Here is a 15,694-nt window from a genome sequence, read left to right as displayed (position 1 = left end):
AACCGCGCGATCAGCCGGGTACGACCCGCTCCCGGCGACCGGGGTACCCCTGCGGCGGTCTCCCGGGTCACCGCTGCGCACCCGCGTTCGGCGCCCGGTGCCGGGGCTGGGCGGGCGTGACCCGGCGCACCACCGGTGGTACGGGGCGGACGGCCGGCTCGTCGGTGGTGACCGTCAGCGCCTCGCCGTGGTGGCGGATCTTCAGCGGCTCGCCGTCCAGCAGCGCGTACGTCACCTTGTCCGCGCCGATCTCCACGCGCAGCCGGCGCCCCCGGAACCCGACGTGGAAGGCGAGGCGGCGCAGCCGTTCGGGCAGGCGGGGGGCGAACCGCAGCCCGTCGCCGTCGCGTCGCATGCCGCCGAACCCGGCGACCAGCGCCATCCAGGTGCCGGCGAGCGAGGCGATGTGCAGCCCGTCACGGGTGTTGTGCTCCAGGTCCTGGAGGTCCATCAGCGCCGCCTCGGTGGCGTAGGCGTAGGCGAGGTCCAGGTGCCCGGTCCGGGCGGCGACGACGGCCTGGCAGCAGGCGGACAGGGAGGAGTCGCGGACGGTCAGCGGCTCGTAGTAGGCGAAGTTCCGGGCGATCTGCTCCTCGCCGTACTCCTGCTCGAAGAAGTCGTCGCAGGTGTACATCGCCAGCACCAGGTCGGCCTGTTTGACGACCTGTTTGCGGTAGAGGTCGAAGTAGGGGAAGTGCAGCAGCAGCGGGTACTGGTCGGGACGGGTGGCGTCGAAGTCCCAGCGCTGGTAGCGGGTGAACCCGGCGTGCTGTTCGTGGACGCCGAGTTCGTCGTTGTAGGGGATGTGCAGGGCGTCGGCGGCGTCCCGCCAGGCCGCGCTCTCCTCCTCGTCCACGCCGAGCGCGCGGGCCCGGTCCGGGTGGCGTTCGGCCGCGTCGGCGGCGGCGCGCAGGTTCTGCCGGGCCATCAGGTTGGTGTAGGTGTTGTCGTCGGCGACCGCGCTGTACTCGTCGGGGCCGGTGACGCCGTCGAGGTGGAACACCCCGTGGGAGTCGTGGTGGCCGAGCGAGCGCCACAGCCGGGCGGTCTCCACCAGCAGCTCCAGGCCCGTCTCCCGTTCGAAGTCGGTGTCCTCGGTGGCGGCGACGTACCGGACGACGGCGTCGGCTATGCCGGCGTTGACGTGGAAGGCGGCGGTGCCGGCCGGCCAGTAGGCCGAGCCCTCCGGGCCGGCGATGGTCCGCCAGGGGAACGCGGCCCCGGCGAGCCCCAGTTGGGCCGCGCGTTCGCGGGCCTCGTCCAGGGTGTTGTACCGCCAGCGCAGCGCCTCGGCGACGGGCCGGGGCGCGGTGTGGGTGAGCACGGGCAGCACGAACATCTCGGTGTCCCAGAAGGCGTGCCCGTCGTAACCGGAGCCGGTCAGTCCCTTCGCCGGTATCGCGCGCCCCTCGGCGCGGGCCCCGGCCTGCAGGACGTGGAACAGCGCGAACCGGACGGCCTGCTGGATCTCCTCGTCGCCCTCCACCTCGACGTCGGCGCGGGCCCAGAAGTCGTCCAGGCGGGCCCGCTGCTCGGCCAGCAGCCCTTCCCAGCCGTCGTGCGCGGCGGCGGCGAGCGCGGCGTCGACCTGGTCCGCCATCGCGGGCAGCGACCGGGCGCCGGACCAGCCGTGCGCGACCAGCTTCTCCACCCGCAGGGTCTGTCCGGGCTCCAGCACCGAGGTGACGGTGAGCCGGGCCACGTCGATGCCGCTCTCGCTGCGGGTGGTGGTGCGTTCGGGACCGGTGACGACGTGGTCGGCGGCCACGGCGACCCTGAGGCCGCTGCGCCGGGTGCGGTGCACCAGCCGCAACCGGCCGCCGGAGGCGAAGTGGTCCTCCTGTTCCAGCGGAGACTTCAGGGCGCGGGCGGCACGGGGGTCGCCGTCGGGTTCGGGCAGGCTCTCGTTGGCGACCAGCTCCGACTGGATCACCACCCGGCTGCGGTCGCCGACGGCCTCCACCTCGTAGGCGACGGCGGCCACCGCGCGCTGGGTCAGCGACACCAGCCGGGTGGAGCGCACCCGGACCGTGGAGCCGGCCGGGGAGGTCCACTCGCAGGTCCGCTCCAGCACGCCCCGGCGCAGGTCCAGGACGCGTTCGTGGGCGACGAGCCGGCCGTAGCGCAGGTCGAACGGCTCGTCGTCCACCAGCAGCCGGATGACCTTGCCGTTGGTGACGTTGATGACGGTCTGCCCGGACTCCGGATAGCCGTAGCCGGCCTCCGCGTACGGCAGCGGGTGCACCTCGTGGACGCCGTTGAGGTAGCTGCCGGGCAGGCCGTGCGGTTCGCCCTCGTCGAGGTTGCCGCGCCAGCCGACGTGCCCGTTGGACAGCGCGAACACCGACTCGCTCTGGGCGAGCACGCCGAGGTCGAGGGTGGTCTCCCGGACGGTCCAGGGCTCGACGGCGTACGACCGGTCGGTGATCACCTTGCGCCTCCCAGCTCGGCGAGGTCCTTGACGACGATGTCGGCGCCGTGCGCGTACAGCGCGTCGGTCTGGCCCACCCGGTCCACGCCGACGACACAGCCGAAGCCACCGGCGCGGCCCGCGTCCATGCCGGCCAGCGCGTCCTCGAACACGGCCGCGCGGGACGCCTCGACGCCCAGGTCCCGGGCGGCGGCGAGGAAGGTGTCGGGGTTCGGCTTGCCCGGCAGGTTCCGCTCGGTCGCCACCACGCCGTCGATCCGCACGTCGAAGAAGTGCTCGGCGCCCACCGAGCGCAGCACGTCCCGGCAGTTGGCGCTGGAGGAGACGATCGCGGTGCGCAGGCCCGCGGCGCGGACGGCCTCCAGATAGCGCACGGTGCCCTCGTACGCCTCGACCCCGCCGGTGCGGATCTTCTCCAGCAGCAGCGCGTTCTTGCGGTTGCCGAGGCCGTGCACGGTGGGAGCGTCCGGCGGGTCGTCGGGCTCGCCCTCGGGCAGGTGGATGTCGCGGGAGGCGAGGAAGGCGCGGACGCCGTCGGCGCGGGGGCGGCCGTCCACGTACTCGTCGTAGTCGGCGTGGGCGTCGAACGGCCGTCCCCGCTCGCCGTCGTAGTCCCGCAGGAACGCGTCGAACGTCTCCTTCCAGGCCGCCGCGTGCACGACGGCCGTCTGGGTGACGACCCCGTCGAGGTCGAAGAGGCAGGCCTGGATGGTGTCGGGCAGACCGAGCTGAGTCATACCGAGGACTGTTCCCCGTCCGGGGCGCTCCAGTGGGTGGCGCACACCACATCCGGCCCGGACGGGTGGTGACACACTGTCCGGTGTGTCTGTGACCAGCGACCGTGTACCGCGCACCTTCGACGACCTCGTCGCCCGGGCCCGGGCCCTGCCCCAAGGCGGCCGGCGTGCCCTGCTGGGCATCGCGGGCAGCCCCGGGGCGGGCAAGACGACCCTCGCCGAGCGGCTGGTTTGGGCCCTGAACCGCGACGGCGCACCGTGGGCCGCGCGGGTGCCGATGGACGGGTTCCACCTCGCCGACGCCGAACTGCACCGGCTGGGCCGCCGGGACCGCAAGGGCGCCCCGGACACCTTCGACGCGGGCGGTTACGCGGCGCTGCTGCGGCGGCTGCGCGAGGAGCGCGGCGAGGTGGTGTACGCGCCGGGGTTCGAGCGGGTGCTGGAGCAGCCGCTGGCGGGCGCGATCCCGGTGCCGCCCGAGGCCCGGCTGATCGTGACCGAGGGCAACTACCTGCTGCTGACGGAGGGTTCGTGGGCGCGGGTGCGGCCGTGCCTGGACGAGGTGTGGTTCTGCGAGATCGACGAGGAGGAGCGGATCCGCCGGCTGGTCGCCCGGCACGAGGAGTTCGGCAAGGAGCGCGCGGCGGCCGTCGCCTGGGTGCGGGGCACGGACCAGCGCAACGCCGACCTGGTCGCGGCGACCCGGGACCGGGCGGACCTGGTGGTGCCGCCCGGCGCGCTGCCGTCCGGCGGCTGACGCCGTCGGCCGCCCCGTTCGTTTCCGTGGACTTCGCCGCCACCGGCTCGTTCCCGGAGACCTGCGAAAGGGCGAGGAGAGGGCCGCGCGTTCACCCGTCGCACACGCCCCGGCCGCCGGAGCCTTCCCACGGGGTCACCAACCGGCCTTAGACATGCACCCGTTCACCCCGCACTTCGCGACGGGATCGCACAACCGCGCACACCGGCACGGCCGTTCCCGGCGACCCTCCCGAGAGGCACACGCATGCCGTCACCCGCCGGGCCCCGCTTCCCCGCACCGAACCGGCGCCGGTTCCTCACCGCCTCGCTGGCCGCGTCGGCGGGGGTGCTCGCCGCACCGGCCGCCGCCTGGCTGCCGTCCGCCGACGCCAAGGCGGCGACCGCGCCGGCCGCGTTCGTGGACGACTACCGCAGCAACACCGCCGACCACCTGACGCCCGGGTCCAACGCCGTGGTCCGCGTCCTCGGCGGCTTCGCCGGGGTGTGGAAGACCGGCGCCGCGTGGGACTCGGGCACACCGCTGCGCCCCGGCATCCTCCGCGCCGACCTGCGCTACTGCGCGCGGATCACGGCCACGCGCACCGAGGCGCAGGCCAGGGAGGCCTTCGTCCACGACCGTCAGCACCAGAGCTACGCCCTGATCGCCGGCCTCGGCCCCCTGGCCGGCCCGTACCGGGCCGGCGCGCGGGCGGTCACCTCGATCACCGGCGCGCCCGACGGCACCCCGGCGACCACGGTGAGCGACGCGGTGCCGGCCGGCGCCCCGGCGGGCTCGGCCCTCGGGGCGGGCGCACACGACTCGGCGCTCGGCAAGGTGGCCGAACTGGTCGACACCCTGCGCGGCCCGTACGCCTCCGGCAACCCCGCCAAGTACGCCTACCAGTACCCGCGGCCGTGGCGGCTGACCGAGGACAGCGAGGCCGTGGACACCGGCCGGACGGACGAGTTCGGCTTCCCGGTGTACGACTCCCCCGTGACCGTGGCCCCGCAGCTGCTGCGCCAGCGCGGCACCTCCCCCGCCGACGACGGCGGCTTCCCCAGCGGCCACACCAACGCCTTCCACCTGGCGGCGCTGGCGTACGCGTACGCGGTGCCGGAGCGGTTCCAGGAGCTGGTGACGCGGGCGTTCGAGCTGAGCCACACCCGGATCGTGGCGGGTATGCACCACCCGGTCGACGTCATCGGGGGCCGGATCATGGCCACCGCGCTCGCCGCGGCGACGCTCGCCGACCCGGCCCACGCCGGGCTGAAGGCCGCCGCGCGGGCCCAGGCACTCGCCTACTTCACCGAGCGGACCGGCACCACCGCCGACACCCTGTACGCCTACGCGCACCCGGACGACGACCCGTACGCCGACCGGGCCGCGAACCGGCACGCGGTGCGCCACCGGCTGACGTACGTCCTGCCCCGCGAGGGCCGCGCGCTGCCCCCGGTCGTGCCCAAGGGCGCGGAGGTGCTGCTGGAGACCCGGCTGCCGTACCTCACCGCCGGCCAGCGCCGCGAGGTGCTGCGCACCACGGCGCTGCCCTCGGGGTACGCGCTGCTCGACGGGTTCGAGCAGTGGGGGCGGCTGGACCTGTTCGCGGCGGCGGACGGCTACGGCGCCTTCGACACCGGGGTCACCGTCACCCTGGACGCGGCGGCCGGCGGTTTCGCGGCGGCCGACAGCTGGCGCAACGCCATCGGCGGGCCGGGCGGGCTGACCAAGCGGGGCACGGGCGCGCTCACGCTGACCGGCCCCAACCGGTACACGGGCGGGACGGTGCTGGCCGAGGGCACGCTCACGGCCGGTTCCGGGGACGCGCTCGGCCATGGGGACGTGCGGGTGACGGGCGGCACGCTGCGGGTGCCCGGACGGCTGCGGGTGCGCGGCGCCTGGACGCAGGACGCCGGGACGCTGGAGGTCACGGCGCGGGCCGGCCGCACGGCACCGGTGACCGTCGGGCGGCGGGCCGTGCTCGGCGGCCGTGCGGTGCTGGCGCTGCGGCTGGACACCGAACGGCCCCCGGCGGCGGGCCGCACGCTGCCGGTCCTCGCCGCGCCCCGGCTGTCCGGACGGTTCGCCCGGATCGAGGTGGACTCCGACCGGCTGCGGGCCGTGCCCGTGTACACGGCGGAGGGGCTGTCGGTACGACTCGTGCGGCGGTGACGTCGCGCGGGGGCGGGAGCGATGCCCCGGCCCGGCGGTGGTCCGGGCCCCCGTCATCGCGCGGCCGGTGCCGTCGAGGGGACGGATGACGGCAGCCGGCGCGCACGCGCGGGACGGCGGCGCGAACGGGGGCACCCGGTACGCACGCGCGCGAGGGCGGGCGGGCGGCGGGGGCCGTCCGACCACCCGGTACCGGCGGCGGGGGGGCCGTCTCAACCCCCTGGTCACGGCGGTCGGTGAGCTATGTTGAGTGATCGTGGCAGACAAAGGAGGCCGACCGGTGCCCTCGCCGCAGCAGGCACGCGCACAGGCGTCAGCGATCACGTCCGGCAGGACCGCGCCCGAGGCCGAAGCCGCCCCGACCTCCCGGCTGCGGGACCTCTTCGACGGGCCGCGTCTGTCCCCCGGGCAGCGGCGGATCGCCCAGTACCTGATCGAGCACCTCACCGAGGCCGCCTTCCTGTCGATCACCGAGCTGGCCGACCGGGCCGGGGTCAGCCAGCCGTCCGTCACCCGCTTCGCCGCCGCCGTCGGCTTCAGCGGCTACCCGGCGCTGCGCGAACGGCTCCAGTCGATCGCGCTGAGCGGCCTCGCGGGCGGGCCCGGCGAGGAGGACCGGGCCAACGAACTGCAGGCCGCCGTGGACGCCGAGATCGAGAACCTGGAGAACCTGCGGCGCGACTTCGCCGACCCCGAGCGGGTCATCCGGGTCGGCCGCGCGCTGTCCCGCTCCACCCCGCTGACCGTGCTCGGGCTGCGCATCTCGGTGTCGCTCGCCGAGTACTTCGGCTACGCCGCCCGCCGGATCCACCCGGACGTACGGCTGGTGACCCGCGGCGGCAGCGTGGCCTACGACGCGCTGTTGCAGGCCCGGGAGGCGGGCGGCGGCTGGGTGCTGGCCTTCGCCATGCCCCGGCATTCCCAGGAGACCCTCCAGGCCGTCCGGGTGGCGCGCGACGCCGGTCTGAAGGTCGCCCTGGTGACCGATCTGGCGCTGGGGCCGCTGGCCGACGAGGCCGACGTCACCTTCGCCACCGGCACCGGTTCCCGCCTGGTGTTCGACTCCTACGCCGCCCCGGGGGTGCTGGCGGCGGCGCTGCTCCAGGCCATGACGGACGCCGATCCGGAGCGCACCCAGGCCCGGCTGGAGAAGTACGAGCAGCTGTCGGAGCAGCACCAGTTCTTCCTCCGGGACTGAACGGCGGCCCGGTCCGCGCGGCACGGCCGTTCCTTCCGTCCGCGCCGGGACAGTCGTGAAGATCTTGCGGTCATCCGCCCGTGGGACGGGGATGATTCACCGCATAAGGCGCGTGAATGTTTTCATACGTCTTGCAAAGCGATCGGCATATATAAATACTGCTCCGCGAACTCACCGCACGCACGCCCCCCACGGCCCCGAGAGAGGCGCACGCCGAGCCGCCGTTCCCCTCCCACGTCGGCGCCCGGGGTGTGCCGGGGCGCGTCGTCCGCGCGACGCGCCCGTGGTGGCCCCGGTCACCCCCTGGGCCGGGGCCGCCCCGCCCCCGTCGACCACCCTCCCGACGCCGCCCACCGGAAGCGATGATCATGTCCCTGACCAGCACGCGTATCAGCCCCGACTGGCCCTGTCAGGTCAAGACGCCGGGCAGCTACGACTGGGAGCGTTCGGCGGCCAAGTGGCTGCGCGAGCTGATCCCCGCGCGCTACGCCAGCTATCCGGCGCTCATCCGGCACCCCGTCCTGCTCGCCCGGCACGCGCAGATCCAGGTGCAGCAGGAGATCCGGGTCGCCCGGACCGCCCTGCAGACCGCGCGGACCGAGCTGCCGGTGCTCGGACTGCCCGAATCGGTGATCGAACACACGATCAAGCTGTACGCGGCCGAGGTACTCCAGCTCCAGCACATCGCGCGCAGCGTCCGCGCGGTCAGCGCGGCGCTGGCCGCCCGCGGCACCGGCCGCTGAATCCGCGCCCGCCCCCACCGGGCCGCTCATATGAAAGTCGCGGGAACCCGGACCCGGCAGACGAGTGATCCAGCGGGCCGACGTGTGCGATGCTCGTCGCGTGACGAGCGAGCCTCTGCTTCCGGGGGACCGCGGCACCTCTTCCGGGCCGGCGGCGCCGGCCGAGGTCGTGGCCCGGCTGCGCGCCGAGCTGGACCGGCTGCGGGACCAGGCCGCGACCTCGGCGATCCTGGAGCGGGCCAAGGGCGCTCTGATGGCCGTCACCGGCTGTGCGCCGGACGCCGCCCACGAGGAACTGCTCCGGCGGGCCAAGGACGGCAACCGCACGCTCGTCGAACAATGCTGGCTCACCCTCGGCGCGCTGCCGCCGTCCGGGGAACGGCCCGCCCACCCGGCGCCGGCGCCCGCGGCCGGGGCCGAAGAGGAGAGCGGGCCCGCCGGCGGCGGGGATCTCACGGAACCGCTGGGCGCGCTCGGCCGCGCCCTGGCCCACGTCGGCTCGCCCCAGGAACTGGCCGGCTGCCTGCTGGAACGGCTGGCGCCCGAGGTGGCCGCCGACGCGGTGCTGCTGTTCGAGCGGCTGCCCGGGGACGGGCTCGCCCTCGTCGGGCACGCCGGCGTCGAGCCCGCCCTCGCCGCCCAGTGGCGGCACGTCCCGCCGGTGACCGGCCTGCCCGCCCTGGAGACGCTGCGGTCCGGGCGCCCGTGCTGGCTGGAGCACCTCGCCGAGGACCGCGCCCGCTACCCGCTCATCGGGTCCCCGCCGGAACGCTGGCCGACCCGGGCCTGGCTGCCCGTGCCCGAGGGCGGCACCGCGCGCGTCGCCCTCGGAGTGCTGCGCCGGCGCGACGCGCGGTTCGCGCCGCGCGAGCGGGAGCTGCTGCGGGCCGTGGCCCGGCTCTGCGCGGGCCGGCTGCGCGCCTTCGACGGCCCGCGCACCGCCCCGGCCGGGGACGTCCCGCGGACCGTGCAGGCGGTGTTCGACGCGCTGCCGGGCCCCGCGGTGCTGCTGGCCCCGCTGCGTGCCGCCTCCGGGGAGGTCATGGACTACCGGATCACCGCCGCCACCCCGGAGGCGGCCGACGTGTTCGGCGCGACCGGCCCGGACATGGTCGGCAGGCACCTCCTGCGGAGCTACCCGTCGGTGGCGGGCGCGCCGCTGTGGCGGGGCTGTCTGCGGGCGCTGGAGACCGGGGAGCCGTACGAGAGCGAGCCGTTCGCCTACCGGGACACGGCCGGAGCGGCCCCCGGGACCACCACCTACACGGTGCGGGCGGCCCCGCTGGGCGAGGGCCTGGTGGTGACCTGGCTGCGGTACGACCCGGTGGACCGGCAGGAGCAGCGACTGGCCGACGTGCAGCGGCTGGGCAACCTCGGCTGGGCCAACTGGGACCTGGTCACCGGGGAGATCTCCTGGGCCGCGCAGACCTACACCGTGCTCGGCCGGCGGCCCGACCAGCCCCCGGTGCCGCTGGAACGGCTGCCCGACCTCGCCGTACCCGAGGACACGTGCCCGCTCGCCCGGGCGATCGGCGACCTCGTCTCGCGCGGGATCCCGCTCGACGTGCCGTTCCGGAGCGAGACGGCCGTGGGCGTGCGGCATCTGCGCCTGGTCGCGGAGGCGGTCACGGCGCCCGACGGCGTCCCGGTCGAGGTGCACGGCTTCGTCCAGGACCTGACCGCGCAGCGCAGCGCGGAACTCGCGCTGGTGGAGAGCGAGCGCGCGATGCTGCTCCAGCGCGGCATCCTCCAGGCCGAACGCGCCCTGGCGGCCCGGCTCCAGCACGCCCTGCTGCCGTTGCCCAGCAAGCCGGTGCGGCTGGCCGGGCTGCGCGTCGAGGTCGCCTACCTGCCCGCGCAGGCCGGCATCCACGTCGGCGGCGACTGGTTCAGCGCCATCGAACTGCCCGATTACGACGCGCTGTTCGTGGTCGGCGACGTGGCGGGGCACGGCATCGACGCCGTCGCCACCATGGCCCAGCTCAGGTTCACCGCGAAGGGAATGGTGAGCACCGGTTCCTCGCTCACCGGGGCACTGGCGCGGCTCAACCAGCTGTTGCTGCACTCCCGTGACGGCCAGACCACCGCCACCATGGTCCTGGCCCGCTACGACACCGGCCGGCGCCTGCTGACCTGGGCGCAGGCCGGGCATCTGCCGCCGGTGCTGGTGCGCCGGGGCGAGGTGCGCTTCCTCGACCGTCCCGGCGGCATACTGCTCGGCGCGACGGGCGCCCCCGTCTACGAGTCGCGGGAACTCGGGCTGGAGCCCGGGGACCGGCTGCTGCTGTACACCGACGGCCTGGTGGAGCGCCCCGGCGAGGGCCTCGACGCGGGCTTCGCACGGCTGGCGGAGGCGGTGCGGGCGCACGGCTGCGGCGAGTCCGGCTCGCTGGACGCGCTGCTCGCCGCGATGCTCCCGGACGAACGGCGGGACGACGTGTGCGTGCTGGACATCCGGATGCCGCAGGAGGAGATCCAGGACGCGGTGGCGAGCCCACGGGAGACGGACGGGTAGGGCGCGTCCGGCGGCGCGGGTGCCGGTGCCCGGCGGTCCCGGCCGGCACCGGGGACGGGCACGGCCCGCTCAGTCCGCCGGGTGGCCCGCCTCGATGCCGGTGGCGTCGGAGAGCCGCAGCAGCGGCCCCGGCCGGCCCTCACCCCATCCCACCGGGTCGAGTACGTGGCCGACGTGGTCGCCGCCGTCGACGCGGTGCACGACGGTGCCGACGAACCAGGCCGCCGCGCCCTCCAGGACGGCGGCGCCGGCGGGCCCCTCCCGCCAGTCGAGCCCCGCGAACTTGTCGACGTCGTCGTCGCCCGTCCGGCCGCCGAAGAGTTCCGCGAGGTCCCGCCGGTCACGGGTGAGCAGATGCACGGCGAGGTGCTGCGCGGCCCGGGCGACCCGGTAGGTGCGGTTGGCCTTGGACAGCCACACGACGAACCGGGGCGGCCGGATGGAGCACTGCGAGGCGAAACCGACCAGGCAGCCGGCCCGCTCCCCGTCCGCCACGGCGGTCACCACGCACATGTCGGGGTCCAGCCGGTCGAAGAAACCGTCCAGCTCCTCCGCGCCCGCCGCCCGGCCGCCGCCGTCCGCCGTGCCGTCCGCGTGCCCCGTGCCGCTCTCGTCCGCCATGCGCTCCGCTCCCGTCCGCTTCCGTCCGGCTCCGCGCCGCCCGGTGGGCTGACGCTCCCGCTCCGGTGTGCCCCGCCTGCCGTTCCTGAATCGTCGCCGAACCCGGTGCGGGACTCCAGTGGGCGACGCGTGTCGTTCCCGGGGCCGATCGCCTTCGTGCTAAAAGGCCCCTCATGACGTCTCCCTGGTCACGCCCTTGGACACGCCGGGCGTTCGTCGCCGCCGGCTGCGGCACCGCCGTCACCCTGGGCCTCGGCACCACCCGGGCGCTCACCCCGGCGGACGAGTTCGCGCCGCTGCGGGCGCGGTGGCGCGCCCTGGTCCTCGGCGAGGGCTTCGACCCGGCCGCCGAACCCTTCCGGTCCCGGCTCGCCCACCTGGGCGGCACGGCCGGCCGGTACCTCGCCGCCATGGCCCCGGCACCCGGCGCCCTCTGGCCCGACCTGGTGTACGCCGGCCGGGAGCCGGACACGGACCCCGCGGCGGACGAGTTGTCCTCCCACCTGAACACCAGTTACGCGCGGCTGGGCACGCTCGCGCAGGCCTACTGCCAGCCGGGCACCGGCCTGACCGGCGACCCGTTCCTGCGCGACGCGCTGCTGACCGGGCTCGGCCATCTCCACGACGACGTCTACCACGCGGGCCGGGCCCCGTACGGCAACTGGTACGCCTGGCGGATCGGCGTCCCGCAGGCGTTGCTGGACCTGTGCGTGCTGCTGTACGACGCGCTGCCCGCCGCACGGCTGGCCGGCTTCCTCAGCGCCGTGGACCACTTCGTGCCCGACTCGGCCGTGGCGAGCTACACCGGGACCAGCACCGGCGCCAACCGGGTGGACCTGTGCCGGGTGCTGGCGCTGCGCGGGGTGGTCGGGGGGAGCCCCGGCAAGGTGGCGCTGGCCCGGGACGCCCTCTCCCCCGTCTTCCGGTACGTCACCTCCGGCGACGGCCTCTACGCCGACGGCTCCTTCGTCCAGCACGGGTCGGTGCCGTACACCGGCTCCTACGGCGCGGTGCTGCTCGGCGGGCTCGGTCTGCTGTTCGCGCTGCTGGCGGGCTCCGCCTGGGAGGTGACGGACCCGGACCGGCGCAACCTGTTCGACGCGGTGGAGCGGGCCTGGGCACCGTTCTTGTACAACGGGCTGGTGATGGACGGTGTCGTGGGCCGGGCGATCAGCCGGGGGCGTGCGGCGGGCGCCCGCCTCCAGCAGGACGACCACACCCGCGGGCACGCGCTCCTGGCCTCGGTCGTGCTGCTGGGACGGGGCGCGAGCGCGGCCGAGAACGCGCGCTGGCGGGGCCTGGTGAAGGGCTGGACGTGCCGCGACCGCACCAGTCCGCCGCTCGCCGACCCCACGCTGGGCGTGCCGCAGCTGGCCCGGCTGAAGGACGTCCAGGACGACGCGTCGGTACCGGCGGTGCCCGAGCCGACCGGGCACCGGCTGTTCCCGTGCATGGCCCGGGCCACCCACCGGCGGCCCGGCTGGGCGGCCTCGCTGAGCATGGCCGACCGCGGGATCAGCCACTACGAGACGGGCGACGGCGAGAACCTGCGCGGCTGGCACACCGGTTCCGGAATGCTCTACTGGTGGGGCGACACGTTCGCCAACGACCAGTACGGCGACGCGTTCTGGCCCACCGTCGACCCGTACCGGCTGCCGGGTACGACCGTCTCCCGCAAGGCGCTGGCGGACGGGGCGGGCGGCGACTGGGGCGCGGCGAAGCCGGACGTGTGCCGGGTGGGCGGGGCGACGGACGGGCAGCGGGCCGCGGTCGGCCAGTATCTGAAGGGTCTTCAGTCCTCGCTGCGCGCCAAGAAGTCGTGGTTCTTCCTGGACGATGCCGTGGTGTGCCTGGGCGCGGGCATCACCTGCGCCGACGGCACCGCCGTGGAGACGACGGTGGACAACCGGCGCCTCGGTGCCGCGGGCGACGCCCCGTTCACGGTGGACGGCACGGCGCAGTCCACCGCCGTTCCGTGGTCGCGGACGCTCACCGGGGCGGGGTGGGCGCACCTCGGCGGGCACGGCGGGTACGTGTTCCCGGGTAGGACGTGTGTGCGGGCGCTGCGCGAGGCCCGCGACGGCAGTTGGAGCCTGATCGACAAGGGCGGCTCGACGACGGTCCTGACCCGCACCTATCTCACCCTGTACGTCGACCACGGCACCGACCCGGCGGACGCCTCGTACGCCTATGTACTGCTGCCGGGCGCGACGGCGCAGGCCACGCGGGCGCGGGCGGCGGACGCCGGATGGCTGGGCGTGCTCGCCAACACCCACCGGCAGCAGGGCGTCTCGGTGCCCTCGGCCGGGTTCACCGGGGTGAACTTCTGGTTCGGCGGAACGGCCGGGGCGCTCACCGCGAGCGATCCGTGCTGTGTGGTGATCGGCGAGAAGGGCGACGGTACGGCGGTGCTCGTGGTGAGCGACCCGATGCGCGTGCGCACGAGCCTGACGGTGACCTGGCGGCGGGCGGTCACCGCGGTGCTGTCCGCGCCGGCCGCCCTCGTCTCCTCGGCCACCGGGGCCGAGCTGACGCTGACGTTCGGGGACCTGTCCGGCACGGCGGGCGCCGGGCAGCCGGTCACGGTCGCGCTGGGCTAGGCCGCTTCGCGCGCGAAGCGGCTCAGGGACGCCGTGAACGCGGCGACGAAGCGGTCCCGGGCGCGTTCCGGCAGCGCGTCCAGGGACAGGCAGGGGTTCAGGTCCTCCGGTTCGACCAGCGGCAGGCCGCCGTCCGGCGCGCGGCAGGCGTCGACGCGCTGGATGCCGCAGCCGAGGGCGTTCCAGTCGCGGAGGGCACAGGGCCAGGCCGAAGTGGGCGCGCAGCCGGGAGGCCAGGAGGATGTCCTCGTCGCGGTAGCGGCGCCCGCGGGCCTGGTACGCCAGGTCGGTGACTCCTGGACGGGTGACGGCGCGACACTCAGTACCCTCATCCGTCCCTCGCACTGCACTGAGTGCCAGAAGACGCGTCCGGGTGCTACGTTCCCGTCCATGAGCTCCAGCAGCGCGGTGCCGGCCGCGAAGCCGCCGATCCGGGACGCCCTGGTGGCGGCGGCCTTCCGGCTCTTCCTGGAACGCGGGTACGAACAGACCACCGTGGACGACATCGTGGCCCTGGCCGGGGTGGGCAGGCGTTCGTTCTTCCGCTACTTCCCCTCCAAGGAGGACGTGGTCTTCCCCGACCACGAGGGCTGCCTGGCCGAGATGACCGCCTTCCTCGCGGCGAGCGGCCCGGAGCACGAGCCGGTGCGACGGGTGTGCGACGCGGCCCGGCTGGTGCTGCGGATGTACGCCGAGAACCCGGCCTTCTCCGTGCAGCGCTACCGCCTCACCCGCCGGGTGCCGGGCCTGCGCGCCTACGAACTGTCGGTGGTGTGGCGCTACGAGCGGGCGCTCGCCGAGTACCTGCGCGGGCGGTTCGCGGCGCGGCCCGACGGGACACTGCGCGCCGACGTGATCGCGGCCGCCGTCGTCGCGGCGCACAACAACGCCCTGCGCTCCTGGCTGCGGTCGGACGGCGTCGGCGACGCGGGCGCGGCGGTGGACCACGCGCTGGCCTATGTGCAGATGACGTACGCGCGGCCGACCGACCCCCCGGCCGTGTGGAGCGGTCCGGCCGGGCCCGGCGCGGACGCGGGGCCGGACGGGGACGTGGTGGTGCTGGTGTCCCGCCGGGACGCCCCGCTGTGGCGGGTGGTGCAGCAGTTGGAGACGGTCCTCGACCGTCCCTGACCCGGCCCTCCGGCGGGGTTCCGGGGCACGGCCGGGGCAATTCCGTGATACGGAGTGCCTTTACGAGTGACACTCAGTGCCATACCCTGTCGGCGTGCACGGCGGCACGGCAACCGTGCGCACGCGTGCCCTGTCCGCCCCCGGGTGCGCGGGATTCCGGCCGAGCGCAGGGAGTTGACCAGCGTGTTCCACCACTCAGCAAGCACCTCGCAGTCGGCGGCCGGTTCCGCGACGGGTGTTCTCGACCCCGCCGCCGACTCCCGGGACGCCCTCCTCTTCCAGCGCTGCACCTGGTGCGGCACCGCGATGTACCACCGGCTGCTGTGTCCGGTGTGCCAGGGCAGCGAACTGCGCACGGAGCGCAGCGAGGGGGTCGGCACGGTCCGCCACTCCACCGTGGTGCACCGCAACACCCCGGCGGCGCGCAATGTGTCGCTGGTGGAGATGACCGAGGGGTTCGTCGTGCGCGGCCGGGTCATGGGCCCGCCGGTCGGCATCCACAGCGGCGACCGGGTCCGGCTGTCCACCGCGAAGGACCCGGTGCGCGGGGAACCGGTCTTCCAGCTGACGGACGAGTACCGGGCCTGGACCTGACCGCCGTACGGGTCCCCTAGCGGCTCCACGGCGACGGGCCGGCGTCCCGTATTCCGCCCGCGCCCGCGCCCGGTGGGGCCGACGGCCCTTCCCCTCCTCCGGTGCCGGCCGCCCGGCGCTGCCGTCGGCCACCACCCGGGCGCGGGTCCGCGATGTGATCCATCACCGGCCGCGCACAGGCAACCCACAGCCTTCGCCTTCCCTCCTCCGGGGCGA

General features: G+C 75.2%; 11 protein-coding genes and 1 pseudogene. 8 read left to right on the top strand and 4 right to left on the bottom strand.

Going from position 1 to position 15,694, the window contains the following annotated elements:
• Positions 1 to 67: 67 nt before the first annotated feature.
• On the bottom strand, positions 68 to 2,431 hold the full coding sequence (locus ACZ4W9_RS19045; RefSeq protein ID WP_467937108.1) for a glycoside hydrolase family 65 protein: 2,364 nt from the start codon (positions 2,429 to 2,431) through the stop codon (positions 68 to 70).
• Positions 2,428 to 3,168, bottom strand: coding sequence for an HAD family hydrolase (locus ACZ4W9_RS19040; RefSeq protein ID WP_467937106.1), 741 nt, complete (start codon positions 3,166 to 3,168; stop codon positions 2,428 to 2,430). Before ACZ4W9_RS19040 ends, ACZ4W9_RS19045 begins: the two co-directional genes overlap by 4 nt.
• An 85-nt stretch (positions 3,169 to 3,253) precedes the next feature.
• On the opposite strand from ACZ4W9_RS19040, the gene ACZ4W9_RS19035 reads away from it, so the two are divergent.
• The 5 genes from ACZ4W9_RS19035 (at position 3,254) to ACZ4W9_RS19015 (ending at position 10,532) form a co-directional block, all read left to right on the top strand.
• Positions 3,254 to 3,925 (top strand): nucleoside/nucleotide kinase family protein, encoded by a 672-nt coding sequence (locus ACZ4W9_RS19035; RefSeq protein ID WP_467937104.1) that lies wholly within the window; start codon positions 3,254 to 3,256, stop codon positions 3,923 to 3,925.
• A gap of 246 nt (positions 3,926 to 4,171) precedes the next feature.
• Positions 4,172 to 6,076 carry a phosphatase PAP2 family protein gene (locus ACZ4W9_RS19030; RefSeq protein WP_467937102.1) on the top strand — a complete coding sequence of 635 codons (1,905 nt, stop codon included), beginning with the start codon at positions 4,172 to 4,174 and terminating at the stop codon, positions 6,074 to 6,076.
• A gap of 280 nt (positions 6,077 to 6,356) precedes the next feature.
• Positions 6,357 to 7,274, top strand: a complete 918-nt coding sequence (locus tag ACZ4W9_RS19025; protein WP_467937100.1) for a MurR/RpiR family transcriptional regulator — start codon at positions 6,357 to 6,359, stop codon at positions 7,272 to 7,274.
• A gap of 362 nt (positions 7,275 to 7,636) precedes the next feature.
• Positions 7,637 to 8,017 (top strand): hypothetical protein, encoded by a 381-nt coding sequence (locus ACZ4W9_RS19020; protein ID WP_467937098.1) that lies wholly within the window; start codon positions 7,637 to 7,639, stop codon positions 8,015 to 8,017.
• Between the two features lie 100 nt (positions 8,018 to 8,117).
• The gene (locus tag ACZ4W9_RS19015; protein WP_467937095.1) at positions 8,118 to 10,532 is read left to right on the top strand and encodes a GAF domain-containing SpoIIE family protein phosphatase; all 2,415 of its coding nucleotides are present in this window, start codon (positions 8,118 to 8,120) and stop codon (positions 10,530 to 10,532) included.
• A 69-nt stretch (positions 10,533 to 10,601) separates the two neighbouring features.
• Here the strand turns inward: ACZ4W9_RS19015 and ACZ4W9_RS19010 are convergent, their stop codons facing one another.
• Complete coding sequence (locus ACZ4W9_RS19010) at positions 10,602 to 11,153, bottom strand: flavin reductase family protein (RefSeq protein ID WP_467937093.1); 552 nt, start codon at positions 11,151 to 11,153, stop codon at positions 10,602 to 10,604.
• A gap of 173 nt (positions 11,154 to 11,326) precedes the next feature.
• Between ACZ4W9_RS19010 and ACZ4W9_RS19005 the strand changes: the two genes are divergently transcribed.
• Positions 11,327 to 13,753 carry a polysaccharide lyase 8 family protein gene (locus ACZ4W9_RS19005; protein ID WP_467937091.1) on the top strand — a complete coding sequence of 809 codons (2,427 nt, stop codon included), beginning with the start codon at positions 11,327 to 11,329 and terminating at the stop codon, positions 13,751 to 13,753.
• Here ACZ4W9_RS19005 and ACZ4W9_RS19000 read toward each other — a convergent pair.
• Positions 13,750 to 13,941, bottom strand: a pseudogene (locus ACZ4W9_RS19000) (hypothetical protein); the annotation flags it as partial. The gene ACZ4W9_RS19005 and the pseudogene ACZ4W9_RS19000 overlap by 4 nt on opposite strands.
• 202 nt (positions 13,942 to 14,143) lie before the next feature.
• Here ACZ4W9_RS19000 and ACZ4W9_RS18995 point away from each other — a divergent pair.
• A complete protein-coding gene (locus ACZ4W9_RS18995; protein ID WP_467937089.1) occupies positions 14,144 to 14,884 on the top strand; it encodes a TetR family transcriptional regulator in 741 nt (246 codons plus the stop codon).
• 183 nt (positions 14,885 to 15,067) lie between these two features.
• Positions 15,068 to 15,478 carry a Zn-ribbon domain-containing OB-fold protein gene (locus ACZ4W9_RS18990; protein ID WP_467937087.1) on the top strand — a complete coding sequence of 137 codons (411 nt, stop codon included), beginning with the start codon at positions 15,068 to 15,070 and terminating at the stop codon, positions 15,476 to 15,478.
• Positions 15,479 to 15,694: the final 216 nt, after the last annotated feature.

The organism is Streptomyces sp. NPDC029296 (assembly GCF_055569255.1).
The sequence above is the reverse complement of the archived record's forward strand: the minus strand, read 5'-3'. Positions and strand labels throughout refer to the sequence as shown.